Here is a 14,627-nt window from a genome sequence, read left to right as displayed (position 1 = left end):
GTGCTTACAGCCTGACGAGTTCGGGCGCGGCGGTGCGGCTCCGGCGCGACCGCGGCGGCCGGTGGGCCGCGACGATGCCGAGCACCACCAGGAGCGCGCCGGCCGGCTGGTTCCAGCTCACCGGTTCGCCCAGCACGAGCACGCCGAGCAGGACGCCGACAACCGGTGTGAGGTAAGTCACTGCCGACGCGTTCGCCGCGCCCCAAGCGGCGATGATGCGGACGTTCCAGACATACGCGATGCCCGTGCCGAAAACACCGAGCGCGACCATGCTCGCCACCACCGCGAGGTCGAGGTGGACCGGCGTCGCCGCGACCGCCGGGGCCAGCAGGCCGAGGATGACCGTCGCCGAGCCCGTCTGACCGAACGCGACCACGACGGGGTCGACGCCCCGCGGGGAGACGAACCGGCGCATGTAGACGAAGCACGCGCCGTAGCACGTCGTGGCGCCGAGGCAGGCGAGCTGCGCCGTCAGTTCGTGCGAGACGTCGATGCCGTGCCACGCCCCGACGATCGTGAGCACGCCGAGGAAGCCGAGCGACAGGCCGAGCACGCGCGGCGGCGTGAACCGCTCTTCGGGGAGCGCCGCGGCGGCCAGCACCATCGTGACGAGCGGGGTCGTCGCGTTGAAGATACTGGCCAAACCGGACGAAATGTACTGTTCCGCCCACGAGAACAACAGGAACGGCACCACGCACAGCAGCACCGAGACCACCGCGAGATGGCCCCACAGCACGGGATCGCGGGGGAGCGGGCGCCGGCGCACGACCAGCACGGCGGCCAGCGCGAGCGCGCCCAGCGCGACCCGCGCGAGGGCGATCTGGCCGGGGGAGAGCCCGGCCAGGCCCACCTTGATGAACAGGAAGCTCGCACCCCAGACGGCGGCCAGCAGCGCGAACCGCACCGGGACACCGAACTCCGTCGCTCCGAACCGCATGCCCGCAGTCAAGCCGGGCCGCCGGGAGTGAAGCCAGCGGTTATCGGACCTCTCGTTCTGTATAACGACCTATACCCGTCGGGAGTAGGCTGCCGCCCATGGCGTGGGGGGAAGAACCGTGGCGGCGAGCGGTCGCGCACGTCGCGAGCCGCGTGGCCGGGCCGTCGCTGCCCGGCGACCTGGCCGTCACCGTCCACTTCCACCCGGACCGCCTGGTCGGGGAAGTGCCGCTGCTGCGGCACCTGGTGACGGACGGCGTCTACCGCTCGCAGTTCGAGACGGGCACGAGCAACGGCGGCCTGACCGCGCACGCCGGCGGTGACCGGTGGCGCTGGGAGCACCGGATCTTCGGTGGCGCGTACGACGACCTGCCGCCGTCGGCGCGGCCGAAGTACGGCTCCCTCGACCACCGGCGGCGCCCGGCGGGCGGCTCCGTCCGGTTCGGCTCGTCCCACCTGCGGCTGAGGCGGGAAGTGCTCGCGCGCACGACGTTCTGCTATCCGGACAGCTTCGCCGAGCCGGCCGACTTCGGCACCGCCGAGCACATGCCGCTGCTGACGCTCGCCGACGCGGACGCGCGGGACGAGCTCGACGACTACATCGAAGCCCACGTCCACGGCCCGCTCCGGCTCGCGACGGACGTCGAGGCGCTCGTGCTGGACCCGGCGTTCCGCGGCACCGGTGTCGAGGCGGCGGCCACCGAGCTGCCGTTTCCCACCCGCTGGCACCACGGGTTCCGGCTGCCGGTCGAGGTTCTGGCCGAGCACGCCGACTACCGGGGCGAAGACGTCGTGCGGGCCGGGAAGGAGATCGCCCGCGACGGCCGGCTCGACGCGCGGATCATCGGCGACGCCGTCCGCGCCGGCCGGCACGACCCCCAGGTGCTCAAGCGCGTGTGGCACTGCACCGCGCGGTTCGGCCTACGCGGCGACGCCGGCGGGTAGCAGCGCTTCGGCCAGCCGGCGCCAGTGCGGCATGGCCGAGGTGCCCGGTTCGACCCCGATCACCTGGATGCCGACGTGGTCGGCGCCGGCGTCGAGGTGCGCGTGCAGCTTCGCGGTGATCGTGTCCAGGTCGCCCCAGAACACCAGGTCGTCGACGAGCCGGTCGCTGCCGCGGCCGCCGTCGAGGTCGGCTTCGGTGTAGCCGAGCCGCCGGAACTTCGCGACGTTGTACCGCGAGGTGAGGTACGTGTGCAGGTGGCGGCGGGCGACCTCCCGCGCCTTGGCCGCGTCGGTTTCGAAGAGCACGGCGTGCTCGACGCCGAGGAACGGGCCGTCGCCCAGGATTTCCCGCGCCTGGGCGGTGTGCTCCGGTGTCACGTGGTAGGTGTGCGCGCCCGCCGACCGGTCGCGGGCCAGCTCCAGCATCTTCGGGCCGTACGCGGCGAGCAGCCGCCGGATCGGCGTCGGCGGCTCGGGGTTGGCGCTCGTGACGGCGTCCAACGCGTCGAGGTAGTCGTTCATCGCCTGAAGCGGCTTCTCGCCGGGTTGTCCGGCGCCGAAGCCGAGGCCCAGCAGGTGGCGGTCCGGGTACGCGTCGGCCAGCAGCAGGGCCGCGCCGCGGGTCCAGCGCGGTCCCCGCGACCGGATTTGCGCGATCCCGTTGACGACGGTGAGGCGTTCGGTGACCGACAGCAGGAACCCGGCGTGCGTCAGGGCTTCCCGGCCGTCGGTCTCCGGGATCCAGACCGCGGGCCAGCCGAGCTCTTCCAGCTCCCGCACGGAGTCCCGGATCAGGCCGGCCGGCTGGTCTTCGAAGTCGAACGTCCAGATGCCGTAGCGGCCCAGCCGCATGTTCTCGATCGTGCCCATGAATCGAAGTATCGCAGAATTACGATATGAGTCAACCGGCTGCCGATCGGGTCAGGGGAGGGAGAGGGTCAGAGAGAGCGGCCGAGCGCCGCGACGAACTCGGCGATCCGGGCTTCGTCGCGCTTGTAGTGCGTCCACTTGCCGACGCGGGTCGCGCGCACCAGGCCGGCGCGCTGCAGTTCGGCCATGTACGCCGAGACGGTCGACTGCGCGAGCCCCGTCTTCTCCTGGATATGGCTGACGCACACGCCGACCTCGATCGGGTCGGCGATGGCCCGCTCCACCGGGAAGTGCCTTTCGGGCTCGCGCAGCCACTGCAGCACCTGCAGTCGCACGGGGTTCGCGAGCGCCTTGAACACGTCGAGCACCCGCTCGGCGTCCGGCTGGGATTCGGTGCGTGTCGTCATGGCTGGTTCCGAGTATATCGATGTATAACGACCTATACTTCGCGCCGTGAGCGAAGAAACCCGCCGCCCTCGCGCGCCCATCACCGAAAACGACGTCCTGGCCTGGCTGGAGACGACGGCCGCCGCCGTCCAGGCGGGGGAGGTGAGCGCCCAGGAGCTGATCGACATCCTCGGGGAGCTCCGCCGGGCCTCGGCCGCGTGCGCCGACGCCTCCGACTGGGCCCTGCTCGCCGCCCGCGAAGGCGGCGCGAGCCTCCGCCAGATCGCGCCGGTCTTCGGCAAGGGGTACGTCCGGGCCCCGGCCGCGCGCCTCGAGAAGCTCCACCGCCAGGCGCAGAACGCCGACCAGTGGCTGGCCATCCTCCGGCACAAGCAGACGGCGTGAGCGCGCCCGTGGAGCGCATCGCGCTCGGTCTGGCCGCGCTGGGCCGGCCCGCCTACATCAACCTGGGCCGCGAGGGCGCGCTGCCGCCGCGGCGGGACGTCGAGTCCATGCGTGCCGCGACCTTCGCGGTGCTCGACGACGCCTACGCCGCGGGGATCCGGCACGTCGACGTCGCCCGCTCGTACGGGCGCTCGGAGGAGTTCCTGGCCGGCTGGCTCGCCGAGCGCGGGCACCCGGACGTCGAGGTCTCCAGCAAGTGGGGCTACGCGTACGTGGGGGACTGGCGCCTGGACGCCGACGTGCACGAGGTGAAGGAGCACTCGGCGGCGCGGTTCGCCGCGCAGTGGGCGGAAACCCTGGCGCTGCTGGGGGATCGGGTCGGCCTGTACCAGGTGCATTCGCTCACTGTGGACAGTCCACTGTTCACCGACGAGCCGCTGATCGAGGCGCTGGCGGAGCTGTCCGCGAACGGCGTCGCGGTCGGGTTCTCGACGTCCGGGCCGGCGCAGGCGGCCGCGATCGAGCGCGCGTTCGCGCTGGAAGTGGCCGGGCGGCCGGTGTTTTCGGCGGTGCAGTCGACGTGGAACGTCCTGGAGCCGTCCGCCGGGCCTGCCCTCGCCGCGGCGCACGCGGCCGGGAAACGGGTGCTGGTCAAGGAAACCCTGGCCAACGGCAGGCTCGCGGTGGAGGCGCCGGCGGTGCTGCGCGAGGTCGCGGCGGCGCACGGCACCGGGCCGGATGCGGTCGCCGTCGCCGCGGTGCTGGCGCGGGAGTGGGCCGGCACGGCCGTCCTCGGCCCGGCGAGCCCGGCCCAGCTGGCCGCGAACCTGCGCGCCACCACGCTTTCGCTGAGCACTGACGAGGAAGCGGCGCTGGCCGGTCTCGCGGAAAATCCGGAGGAGTACTGGCGACACCGGTCCTCCTTGGGGTGGGACTGAGCCACTGCACTACCCTTCGCAGGCACACGAGGACGACAGGAGGCCGGAGCAGGTGCGTCATCGACAGGTGGTCGCCTTGGCGGCGGTCGCGTTGGTCGGCCTCACCGGCTGCGACGGGCCCGATCCGAACAACCTCGAGACGTACTACGACGATCCGGCGCCCACGTCGGCCCCCGCTTCGGTCGCCGAAGTGCCGGTGAGCCCCGCGAAAGCCGCTCCCGTCACGCCGCCGGCGCCGGACCTGGGCCTGGTCGCGGAGCGGGCGCTGCTGTCCGACGCGGACGTCGCCGAGGAAGGCGTGCAGCCCGGTTCGAGTGAAGCTTCGGGGTGCTTGACGGACACTGTGTCGGCGAGCAGCCGGACGGCGTCCTGGCGCTATCCCAGCGGTTCGGTGCTGCGCCACCGCGTCGCGGCCTACCCCGACGTGGCGGCCGCGCAGGTCGTGGCGGACGCCGACTGCGCGGGCAAGACGGTGACCGTCCCGGACCAGGCCGGAGTGGACCGTCAGCGGGCCTGGTGCGAAGGCAAGACGTGCACGGTGTTGCTGGCGAAGGGAAAGCTCGTGTCCGGGCTGACCGTGTCGGCGAGCACCGAGGCGCGGGCCGTGGACGCGGCGAAGCGGCTGCTGCCCGCGATGGCCGCGAAGCTCGCGGCTCAGCCGTAACGGCGGAACCATTCCTGGACGCCTTCGCGACCGTCAGGGATGAACGGCAGTTCGGGCGCCGGGTCGTCGATCCAGGCGCGGAGGTCCTCCAGCGGGATCCAGCGGCCTTCGACGATCTCCTCGGCCTGGTGGTGGATCGGGCCGTCCCAGCGGACCTCGAACGCGAAGTTGTGGCAGCGGTTGCGGCCGTCGTCGTAGACCTTGGTGAACAGCGGAACGGGTTCCACCCCGTGGACGCCCAGCTCTTCGGCCAGTTCGCGGCGGGCGCACTCGGCCGGTGACTCGCCCGCGGCGACCACGCCGCCGGCCCAGCAGTCCCAGGTCGAGGGCCACACGTCCTTCACCGCGGTGCGCAGGTGCACGTAGACGGCCTGGCCGTCACCCGAACGGACCAGCACGACGCCGGCGGCGTGCCAGAGTCCTTCGGCGCGGACCCGGGAGCGGGTGGTCGTGCCGACTTCGGATCCGGCCTGGTCATAGAGCGCAACGAGTTCGTCACTGCCTGGCATGGGTGCATCGTTCCACTAGGACGACCCCGTAGGGTGGTGGACATGCGGCGGATCATGGGAACCGAAGTCGAGTACGGCATCTCCGTGCCGGGCGACGCGACGGCGAACCCGGTACTCACCTCGACCCAGGTCGTGCTGGCCTACGCGGCCGCGGCCGACATCCCGCGGGCGAGGCGGGCGCGGTGGGACTACGAGGTGGAGTCCCCGCTGCGGGACGCGCGCGGGTTCGACCTGACCGGCCCCGGCGGGCCGGGGCACGACCCGGACGTCGAGGACCTGGGCGCGGCGAACGTCATCCTGACCAACGGGGCGCGGCTGTACGTCGACCACGCGCACCCGGAGTACTCGGCGCCCGAGGTGACGAACGCGCGCGACGCGGTCATCTGGGACAAGGCGGGCGAGCGGGTGATGGAGGAGGCCGCGCTGAAGGCGGCGTCCGTGCCCGGCCAGCCGCGGCTGCAGCTGTACAAGAACAACGTCGACGGCAAGGGCGCGAGCTACGGCACGCACGAGAACTACCTGTGCGCCCGGTCGACGCCGTTCACCGCGATCATCGCCGGGCTGACGCCGTTCTTCGTGTCGCGGCAGGTGGTGACCGGGTCGGGCCGCGTGGGGATCGGCCAGCAGAGCGAAGAGGCCGGGTTCCAGCTCTCCCAGCGTGCGGACTACATCGAGGTCGAGGTCGGCCTGGAGACGACGCTGAAGCGCGGGATCATCAACACCCGGGACGAGCCGCACGCGGACGCGGACAAGTACCGGCGGCTGCACGTCATCATCGGTGACGCGAACATGTCCGAGTACTCGACGTACCTGAAGGTCGGGACGACGGCGCTGATCCTGGACCTGATCGAGTCCGGCATCCGGTTCGACGACCTGAAGCTGGACGAGCCGGTGCGCGCGGTGCACCAGATCAGCCACGACCCGACGCTGAAGGCGCAGGTGGCGCTGGCGAACGGGAAGAAGTACACCGGGCTGGACCTGCAGTTCGCCTACCACGAGATCGTCTCGCAGAACCTGGAGCGCACGGACGCCGACCAGGCGTCGAAGGAGGTCCTGCGGGTCTGGGGCGAGGTCCTGGACGCGCTGGCACGCGACCCGCAGGAGTGCGCGGACCGGCTGGACTGGCCGGCGAAGCTGCGCCTGCTGGAGGGCTACCGGCAGCGGGACCAGCTCGCGTGGGGCGCGCCGCGGCTGCGCCTGGTCGACCTGCAGTACTCGGACGTGCGGCTGGCGAAGGGCCTGTACAACCGGCTCGTGACGCGCGGGTCGATGAAGCGGCTGGTGTCGGAGGAAGAGGTGGTGGCCGCGGTGACGACCCCGCCGTCGGACACGCGGGCCTACTTCCGGGGCCGGGCGCTGGAGAAGTACGCGACCTCGATCGCGGCGGCGTCCTGGGATTCGGTCATCTTCGACGTGGGCAAGGAGTCGCTGGTGCGGATCCCGACCCTGGAGCCCCTGCGCGGGACCAAGGCCCACGTCGGGAAGCTGCTGGACGAGTCGGCGACGGCCGAGGACCTGGTGGAGGCGCTCACCGGTTCGGACTAGGCGGGACGCACCAGCGATCGCGGCGTGACCCCGAATGTCGGGGCCGCTGGGTAGGCTAGGAAACATCAGCCACACCGGGAGGCGAGATGGCCCAGGAAAAGATCGAAAAGCACGGCGGTGGTGACTCCGACGAGGAGTTCGACGACACCGGCGCGGCGGGTCAGGAGCGGCGCGAGAAGCTCGGCGAGGACGTGGACACGATCCTGGACGAGATCGACGACGTGCTCGAAGAGAACGCCGAGGACTTCGTCCGTGCCTACGTGCAGAAGGGCGGCGAGTAGGCCGCCCGGGGCCCCGCGCCCACGCCGACCGTTCAGCCGGCGGCCGGGTCCCGCGTGACGGCACGCCGCGCGCGGGGTTCCGGCCCGCACAGATGGGATTTTTGAGCACGTATGGACAACACCAGGGGCATCTCGGGTCCCGCGCTGCCGGCCGCGTACTTCTCGTCGGCGACGTCGTCGTTTTCGGACTTCCTGCGCGTGCAGGCGCCGGAGTTGCTTCCGGAGCGGCGGGTGAGCGGTGGCGTGGCGGAGCTGGGCGTGCCGCACGGGACGACGATCGTCGCATTGACTTTCGCGGGCGGTGTGCTGATCGCGGGTGACCGGCGGGCGACGTCGGGGAACATGATCGCGAGCCGCGACATCGAAAAGGTGCACGTCACCGACGAGTATTCGGCCGTCGGCATCGCCGGCACGGCGGGGCTGGCCGTGGAGATGGTGCGGCTGTACGCCGTCGAGCTGGCGCACTACGAGAAGATCGAGGGCGTTTCGCTGTCGCTGGACGGCAAGACGAACAAGCTGGCCGGGATGGTCAAGGCGAACCTCGAGATGGCGATGGCCGGGCTGGCGGCGATCCCGTTGTTCGTGGGCTACGACCTGGAGGCCGAGGACGCGAAGCACGCCGGGCGGATCGTCTCGTACGACGCCGCGGGCGGCCGCTACGAGGAGAACGGCGGCTACGCGGGCATCGGTTCGGGTTCGCTGTTCGCGAAATCCGCGCTGAAGAAGCTGCACGACCCGGACGCCGACGCCGAGGCCGCGACGCGCGTCGCGGTGGAGGCGCTGTACGACGCGGCGGACGACGACACGGCGTCGGGCGGGCCGGACCTGGTCCGGCGGATCTTCCCGAGCGTCGTGACGATCACCGCCGAGCGCGGTGCCGTGCAGCTGCCGGAGGCGGAGACCGCGGCCGTCGCGGAAGCCGTGGTGGCGGGGCGGATCGAGCGCCACCAGAGCCGGCTCTCCTGACGCGGGGCTGAACCAGTGAACGTTGGAACACCGAAGAACCTGGAGCGCACACCGTGACGATGCCGTTGTATGCCTCTCCCGAGCAGCTGATGCGGGAGCGTTCCGAGCTGGCGCGCAAGGGCATCGCGCGCGGCCGGAGCGTGGTGGTGCTGAAGTACGCGGGCGGCGTGCTGTTCGTGGCGGAGAACCCGTCGGCGACGCTGCACAAGGTGTCCGAGATCTACGACCGGATCGGGTTCGCCGCGGTCGGGCGCTACAGCGAGTTCGAAAACCTGCGCGTGGCGGGGATCCGGCACGCGGACCTCAAGGGCTACCAGTACGACCGGCGTGACGTGAGCGCGCGGGCGCTGGCGAACGCCTACGCGGCGACGCTGGGCAGCATCTTCACCGAGCAGCTGAAGCCGTTCGAGGTCGAGGTCTGCGTGGCGGAGGTCGGGGCGAGCTCGGCGGAGGACCAGCTGTACCGGCTGACCTACGACGGGTCGATCTTCGACGAGCCGCAGTACACCGTCATGGGCGGCCAGAACGAGAAGATCGCGGCGAAGCTGAAGGAAACGTTCGAGGACGGCCTGGACCTGCAGGCGGCGCTGGGTGTGGCGGTGGCCGCGCTGCGGACGCCGACCCAGCCGGCGACCACCTCGACGACGGCTTCGGCGGGCTCCTCGTCGTCGGCTGCCGCTTCGTCGTCGGCGAACGGCAACGGCGAGGCCGACCCGATCAAGCTGGAGGTGGCGGTGCTGGACCGCGACCGCCCGCGCCGCTCGTTCCGCCGTCTGACCGGCACGGCGCTGGACGCGCTGCTGCCGGTGCCGGACCCGCAGGGCGAAGAGCCCGAGGGCAAGCCGGAAAGCGAGTAGAGCTGCACGGAAGGCGGGGGCGTGGTCGGTGACCGCGCCCCCGCCTTCGTCATGCGGGCCGGTGGGCGACGGCGAGCCGGTCGAACCGGGACAGCCCCGCCGAGTCGAGCGCGGGCTACGAAGGACCCTCGACGCCGAAGACGGCGGTGCCGGTGAAGCCCGCGGCGGGTGCGTCGCCGACCGAGGCCGTGACGCCGGCCGTGCGGGGTGCGGGCGAGCCGGTCGCCTTCGGCGGGGCTCCGGGATCGCGTGCGCCACAACCGGATTTCAGGTGGCGCCGGGCCCGAAGAGTTCGTCGAACCGGGCCTTCGCCCGCCGCCGGAGCAGGACGAGGACCGCGGTGAGCGCGGCGACGGCGGCGATGCTTCCGCCCAGCAGCCACCACGGCCAGGTCCGCGGGGTGTGCCCGGTGACGACGACCGTGTTCCCGCCGGGCACCGCCGTGATGTCGGCCGAGGTCATGACCAGGTCTTCGGGGGTCAGCAGGTCGTTGTGGGCGCGGAAGTCCGCGAGGTCGGTGTAGCCGCGGCCGGTCCGGTCGACGGCCAGGGACTTCCCGGCGCCGCGCACGACGTAGAGCGTGAGCAGCTCGAGCGTGCCGCGTTCGTGCTTGACCAGCAGCGACCGGGCGTACAGGTCGCCGTCGCCGGCCGCTCGGCGGACTTCGTCGGTCAGGTCGCACTTGTCGGAGGGCCACGGGCCGTGCTGGTCGCCGGCGCCGCACCGGAACGTCGCCAGGAGGGCACCGAAGAGCCGTCCGCCGGGGTAGTTGGCGAAGAGGTACTTCGCCCGCTCCTCGCTCGACCCGGTTCCGGTGAACCGGTCGTTCTTCACCGTCGTCGACCGGGCGTACTCGTCGAGCAGGGCAGCCGTGGACGGGAGCGGGTCCAGCGGCCCGCAGGCGGAGACGGCCAGGACCGCCGTCACGGCGAGGACCAGGGAACCGAGGCGCACGCGGCGACCGTAGCCAGGGGTCCCGGGGACCCGTCCCGAACTCAGGACGTCGCCGGCGAGGCCCGGAAGTTCTGGTCCGCGAACGCCAGCAGGTACGGCAGCGTCGCCCGGGCGGTGTGCCAGGTGTGGTTGAAGCCGCGTTCGGCGTGGACGACCGCTTCCTGGCCGCGGGCGTGCAGGGCGTCGGCGATCCGGTGGGCCGTCGTGACGTCGGTGGGGGCGCCGGTGCCGACCGCCAGCATCACCGAGATCGGCGCGGAGAACGTCATGGCCGGCAGGTAGCGGCGCGGGGTGTTGGCGGCGATGGCGGCGCGGTTGCCGTCGAGGACGCCGACCGAGTCGTTGAGGTCGTCGTAGGGGAGGGCGATCAGCAGGGTGCCGAACTCGTCGACGTGGTGCAGGCCGATGTTGAGCGCTCCGAAGCCGCCGCCGGACATGCCGCCCAGCGCGCGGTGGCCGCGGTCGGCGACCGTGCGGTAGCGCTGGTCGATCGCCGGGACCACCGTGTGGGCGAGGTAGGTCTCCAGCTGCGGGCCGCCGGGGACGTCGAGGCATTCCCAGTCCGTGCTGGGCACTCCGGCCGTCAGGTCGACGCTGACCACGATCATCGGCTCGATCACGTTCGCCTGTTGCAGCGCGAGCAGGGTACCCGGGGCGTCACCCGAGGTCAGCCAGTCGCGGGGGCCGCCGAACGGGTAGCCGTGGATCAGATAGACGACCGGGTAGCGCCGCGCCGCGTTCGCGTCGTAGCCGGGCGGCAGGACGACGTAGTTGCTGCCCGACGGGACGCCGTGCGCGGGGTCGGGCAGGTTCACGACGTCGATCCGCTGACCGGCGGCCGCGATGCCCGAGCCCGGGTGCGCCACCGCGGAGTCGGACGGCGCCTCCTTGCCGTCGTCGAGCAGGTGGCCGGCGAGGTTGACGACGCCGGGTCCCTTCTGCAGCAGGCGCGCGAGGTCGTCGGAGGTGCGCACGTACCCGACGTAGCTGTTCAGGGCAGTTACCCCCGCGAGCAGCAGCAGGACGCCGAAGGCGGTGAAGCCCCATTTACGCACCCGGCGGCGGTGCCACAACGCGACGACGGCGGCGAGGATCGCGACGGCGGCCGAGGCGAGGGCGAGCCAGATGAGCGGGGACTCGAACGGGCCGAGGTCACGGGCGCGCGCGGTGATGTCGCCGGGCAGCACCGGGTCGGTGGCGGCGCGATGGATGCCGCTCGCCAGGCCGTGCCCGTCCATCGAATCCCCGCTCGTCCCCTGGCCGCGGGCAGGGTCGCCCGCATCTCGATCAAGACGCTAGCCAGGGACCGCTGTGGGTTCGTTGAGAGAAAGTAAAGAGAGATTAAAGGCGATAGATGGTCAGTGCGCTGGGCCGGGACCGGAAGCGGAACCGGTTGCCGAGCGGGCCGACCTCGCCGTCGGTGGCGACGCGGCGGTGGCCGTCCAGCAGCTCGACGTCCAGCTCGGGCACGTCGAGCTCCTGGTAGACGTGGCTGGCCGCGAGCGTGCGGGTGACCATCGCCAGCAGGAACCGCGCGCGGGAGTAGGGCAGGTCGGCGCGCAGGTAGCGGACGTCGAGCAGGCCGGTGTCGAGCGCGGGCCGCCGGCTGGGCGCGAAGCCCTTCGGCGCGTACGTGCCGTTGCCGACGAACAGCAGCCAGACCTGGGTGAGCTTGCCGTTGAGGCGCACGGTCAGCGGCTTGGCGTGCCGCAGCGTCCGGGTCAGCGCGATCGCGGCCGAGGGCCACTTGGGGTGCTTCTCCTGCAGCTTCTCGCGCAGCCGGACCATCTCCGGGTAGCCGCCGAGGCTGGCGGTGTTGACGAACCAGCGGTGCGCCGTGCCGCCGTCGCCCTCCGCGATCTCGACCTCGCCGAGGTCGATGCCGACGGCGTTGCCGCGCTCGGTCGCCGCGTCCGCGTCGGGCATCGAGCTGACGCCGACGTCGCGGGCGAAGTGGTTGAGCGTGCCCGCCGGGATCAGCGCGAGCGGCAGGTCGCGTTCGGCGGCGACCGCGGCGACCGCGGCCACGGTGCCGTCACCGCCCGCGACGCCGAGCGCGCGGACCGTCCCGCGGGCGTCGATCTCGCTCTCGAGCTGGGCGATCAGGTCCTGGCCGGGGTCCGGGTTGATGATCTCGGCCTTGGGCCAGGCGTGCCGGGCGTCCTCGGTGGGGTCCTGGCCGTCGATCCCGGACTTCGGGTTGACCAGCACGAGCATGTCGTCGCCGTCGACCATCTCGGGTGCGTCCGCGTCGTGGGCGGTGCGGGCCGGGACGTCGTCGTGCAGCGGCCACCAGTGCCGGGTCGCCAGGCCCACCCCGACCCCGATGCCCAGGCCGACACCGACGTCGGACGGCCAGTGGACGCCGGTGTGGACGCGGGAGTAGGCGACGGCCAGCGCGAGCGGCGCCACGGCGAGACCGGCGCGCGGCGACTCCAGCGCCACCGCCGTCGCGAAGGCCGCCGCGGAGGCGGAGTGACCGGACGGGAACGACGACGACGTCGGGCGTTTCCGCAGGCGGCGGTGCATGGGCACCTCCTCCTCGGCCGGGCGGCGGCGGGGGAAGAGCGGCTTGCCGATCAGGTTCGCCGCGGCGCTGGCCCCGGCGATCGCGACCATCCCGCGCAACGCGCCGCGCCGGGTCGCGCCCTTCCGCACGGCCAGCAGCGCGGCGACGCCCCACCAGAGCCGGGACTTGTTCGCCGATCTGGACAGGGCCATCAGCGCGTCGTCGGCTTTCGTGGCCGGCAGCGCGGCACTGCGCCGGATGAGGGCGCGGTCGGTGCGCCCGACCCGCCGGAAGGCCTGGATGAGCTGGTGTGTCAAGGAGTCGCCTTCCCCAAGTCGTCAAGAGCAGTGCTCCAATCGTGCCTGAATCGGGGGGATTTCACCGTCTGTGGCACACCGGGGGCGTGTCGACGCCCGAACGGCGCACCGTCGAAGGGGGTCCAGCGCCTACTCTGGTGGCATGCAGCGGCGGATCTTTGGCATCGAGACCGAGTTCGGGGTCACGTGCACCTTCCACGGCCAGCGCAGGCTCTCCCCGGACGAGGTGGCGCGCTACCTCTTCCGGCGGGTCGTCTCGTGGGGCCGTTCTTCGAACGTTTTCCTGTCCAACGGCTCCCGGCTCTACCTCGACGTGGGCTCGCACCCCGAGTACGCGACGGCCGAGTGCGACGACCTGGTCCAGCTGGTCACGCACGACAAGGCCGGCGAGCGGATCCTCGAGGACCTGCTGGTCGACGCCGAGCGGCGGCTGGCCGACGAGGGCATCGGCGGCGACATCTTCCTGTTCAAGAACAACACCGACTCGGCGGGCAACTCCTACGGCTGTCACGAGAACTACCTGGTGACCCGCGCGGGTGAGTTCTCCCGGATCGCCGACGTGCTGCTGCCGTTCCTGGTGACCCGGCAGCTCATCTGCGGCGCCGGCAAGGTGCTGCAGACCCCGCGCGGTGCCGTCTACTGCCTCTCGCAGCGTGCGGAACACATCTGGGAAGGCGTCTCCAGCGCGACCACGCGCTCGCGGCCCATCATCAACACCCGCGACGAGCCGCACGCCGACGCCGAGCGCTACCGGCGCCTGCACGTCATCGTGGGCGACTCGAACATGGCCGAGCCGACGACCATGCTGAAGGTCGGCTCGGCGAACCTGGTGCTCGAGATGATCGAGGCGGGCGTCCAGTTCCGCGACTTCACCCTGGACAACCCGATCCGGGCGATCCGCGAGATCAGCCACGACCTCACCGGCCGCCGCCAGGTGCGCCTCGCCGGTGGGCGCGAGGCCTCGGCGCTGGACATCCAGCGCGAGTACCACGCCCGGGCCGTCCAGCACCTCAAGGAGAACGGGACGACGCCGGCGAACGAGCGCGTCATCGAGCTGTGGGGCCGGGCGCTGGACGCCGTCGAGCAGCAGGACTTCGGCAAGATCGACACCGAGATCGACTGGGCGATCAAGCACCGCCTGGTCGAGCGCTACCGCCACAAGCACGACCTGGACCTCTCCAGCCCGCGCATCGCGCAGCTCGACCTGGCCTACCACGACATCCGCCGCGGCCGGGGCATCTTCGACCTGCTCCAGCGCAAGGGCCTGGTCCGCCGGGTCACCGACGACGGCGAGATCGAGGCCGCCAAGGACACCCCGCCGCAGACGACCCGGGCGAAGCTGCGCGGCGACTTCATCGCCGCCGCCCAGGCCGCCGGGCGCGACTTCACGGTCGACTGGGTGCACCTGAAGCTGAACGACCAGGCCCAGCGCACGGTCCTGTGCAAGGACCCGTTCCGCTCGGTCGACGAGCGGGTCGAACGCCTGATCAGCTCGCTCTAGCCTCGCCGCCCGCCCGGTGAACCCTACGAAAGTCGCCGGGCGG

Annotated in this window: 16 protein-coding genes; 9 read left to right on the top strand and 7 right to left on the bottom strand. The window is 71.9% G+C overall.

The window, feature by feature from the left end:
• Positions 1-4 precede the first annotated feature (4 nt).
• Positions 5-937, bottom strand: coding sequence for a DMT family transporter (locus ACZ7OU_RS32565; RefSeq protein ID WP_470258151.1), 933 nt, complete (start codon positions 935-937; stop codon positions 5-7).
• Positions 938-1,035: 98 nt separating this feature from the next.
• On the opposite strand from ACZ7OU_RS32565, the gene ACZ7OU_RS32560 reads away from it, so the two are divergent.
• Complete coding sequence (locus ACZ7OU_RS32560; RefSeq protein ID WP_470258150.1) at positions 1,036-1,881, top strand: DUF3626 domain-containing protein; 846 nt, start codon at positions 1,036-1,038, stop codon at positions 1,879-1,881.
• Here the strand turns inward: ACZ7OU_RS32560 and ACZ7OU_RS32555 are convergent.
• Complete coding sequence (locus ACZ7OU_RS32555; protein ID WP_470258149.1) at positions 1,858-2,751, bottom strand: TIGR03620 family F420-dependent LLM class oxidoreductase; 894 nt, start codon at positions 2,749-2,751, stop codon at positions 1,858-1,860. The two genes, ACZ7OU_RS32560 and ACZ7OU_RS32555, sit on opposite strands and share 24 nt — an antisense overlap.
• A gap of 68 nt (positions 2,752-2,819) precedes the next feature.
• Positions 2,820-3,158 (bottom strand): ArsR/SmtB family transcription factor, encoded by a 339-nt coding sequence (locus ACZ7OU_RS32550; RefSeq protein WP_470244267.1) that lies wholly within the window; start codon positions 3,156-3,158, stop codon positions 2,820-2,822.
• 46 nt (positions 3,159-3,204) lie between these two features.
• On the opposite strand from ACZ7OU_RS32550, the gene ACZ7OU_RS32545 reads away from it, so the two are divergent.
• Genes ACZ7OU_RS32545 through ACZ7OU_RS32535 form a run of 3 tightly spaced genes read left to right on the top strand, consistent with a single transcriptional unit; the run spans position 3,205 to position 5,145 of the window.
• Positions 3,205-3,543, top strand: coding sequence for a hypothetical protein (locus tag ACZ7OU_RS32545; RefSeq protein WP_470244266.1), 339 nt, complete (start codon positions 3,205-3,207; stop codon positions 3,541-3,543).
• Positions 3,540-4,481, top strand: coding sequence for an aldo/keto reductase (locus ACZ7OU_RS32540; protein ID WP_470244265.1), 942 nt, complete (start codon positions 3,540-3,542; stop codon positions 4,479-4,481). The genes ACZ7OU_RS32545 and ACZ7OU_RS32540 overlap by 4 nt, the downstream gene beginning before the upstream one ends.
• A gap of 52 nt (positions 4,482-4,533) precedes the next feature.
• A complete protein-coding gene (locus tag ACZ7OU_RS32535) occupies positions 4,534-5,145 on the top strand; it encodes a hypothetical protein (RefSeq protein ID WP_470258148.1) in 612 nt (203 codons plus the stop codon).
• Here ACZ7OU_RS32535 and ACZ7OU_RS32530 read toward each other — a convergent pair.
• Positions 5,136-5,654, bottom strand: coding sequence for an NUDIX domain-containing protein (locus tag ACZ7OU_RS32530; protein ID WP_470258147.1), 519 nt, complete (start codon positions 5,652-5,654; stop codon positions 5,136-5,138). The genes ACZ7OU_RS32535 and ACZ7OU_RS32530 overlap by 10 nt on opposite strands.
• A 42-nt stretch (positions 5,655-5,696) precedes the next feature.
• On the opposite strand from ACZ7OU_RS32530, the gene dop reads away from it, so the two are divergent.
• The 4 genes from dop (at position 5,697) to prcA (ending at position 9,303) form a co-directional block, all read left to right on the top strand.
• The gene (gene dop / locus ACZ7OU_RS32525; RefSeq protein WP_470244262.1) at positions 5,697-7,199 is read left to right on the top strand and encodes a depupylase/deamidase Dop; all 1,503 of its coding nucleotides are present in this window, start codon (positions 5,697-5,699) and stop codon (positions 7,197-7,199) included.
• Between the two features lie 86 nt (positions 7,200-7,285).
• The gene (locus ACZ7OU_RS32520; protein WP_013226725.1) at positions 7,286-7,480 is read left to right on the top strand and encodes a ubiquitin-like protein Pup; all 195 of its coding nucleotides are present in this window, start codon (positions 7,286-7,288) and stop codon (positions 7,478-7,480) included.
• A gap of 111 nt (positions 7,481-7,591) precedes the next feature.
• On the top strand, positions 7,592-8,446 hold the full coding sequence (gene prcB / locus ACZ7OU_RS32515; RefSeq protein ID WP_470258146.1) for a proteasome subunit beta: 855 nt from the start codon (positions 7,592-7,594) through the stop codon (positions 8,444-8,446).
• Positions 8,447-8,499: 53 nt separating this feature from the next.
• Positions 8,500-9,303: a proteasome subunit alpha gene (gene prcA / locus ACZ7OU_RS32510; RefSeq protein WP_470244260.1), complete on the top strand. Its 804-nt coding sequence runs from the start codon at positions 8,500-8,502 to the stop codon at positions 9,301-9,303.
• Positions 9,304-9,570: 267 nt separating this feature from the next.
• Here the strand turns inward: prcA and ACZ7OU_RS32505 are convergent, their stop codons facing one another.
• From ACZ7OU_RS32505 to ACZ7OU_RS32495, 3 genes are all read right to left on the bottom strand, one after another.
• Positions 9,571-10,257, bottom strand: a complete 687-nt coding sequence (locus ACZ7OU_RS32505; RefSeq protein ID WP_470258145.1) for a hypothetical protein — start codon at positions 10,255-10,257, stop codon at positions 9,571-9,573.
• Positions 10,258-10,298: 41 nt separating this feature from the next.
• On the bottom strand, positions 10,299-11,495 hold the full coding sequence (locus ACZ7OU_RS32500) for an alpha/beta hydrolase (RefSeq protein ID WP_470258144.1): 1,197 nt from the start codon (positions 11,493-11,495) through the stop codon (positions 10,299-10,301).
• Between the two features lie 103 nt (positions 11,496-11,598).
• Positions 11,599-13,083: a phosphatase PAP2 family protein gene (locus tag ACZ7OU_RS32495; RefSeq protein WP_470258143.1), complete on the bottom strand. Its 1,485-nt coding sequence runs from the start codon at positions 13,081-13,083 to the stop codon at positions 11,599-11,601.
• A gap of 142 nt (positions 13,084-13,225) precedes the next feature.
• Here ACZ7OU_RS32495 and pafA point away from each other — a divergent pair, with 142 nt between their 5' ends.
• On the top strand, positions 13,226-14,584 hold the full coding sequence (pafA, locus tag ACZ7OU_RS32490; RefSeq protein ID WP_247023269.1) for a Pup--protein ligase: 1,359 nt from the start codon (positions 13,226-13,228) through the stop codon (positions 14,582-14,584).
• Positions 14,585-14,627: the final 43 nt, after the last annotated feature.

The organism is Amycolatopsis sp. NPDC114505 (assembly GCF_055633615.1).
Note: the sequence above shows the minus strand (reverse complement) of the source record. Positions and strands in the feature narration are given on the sequence as shown.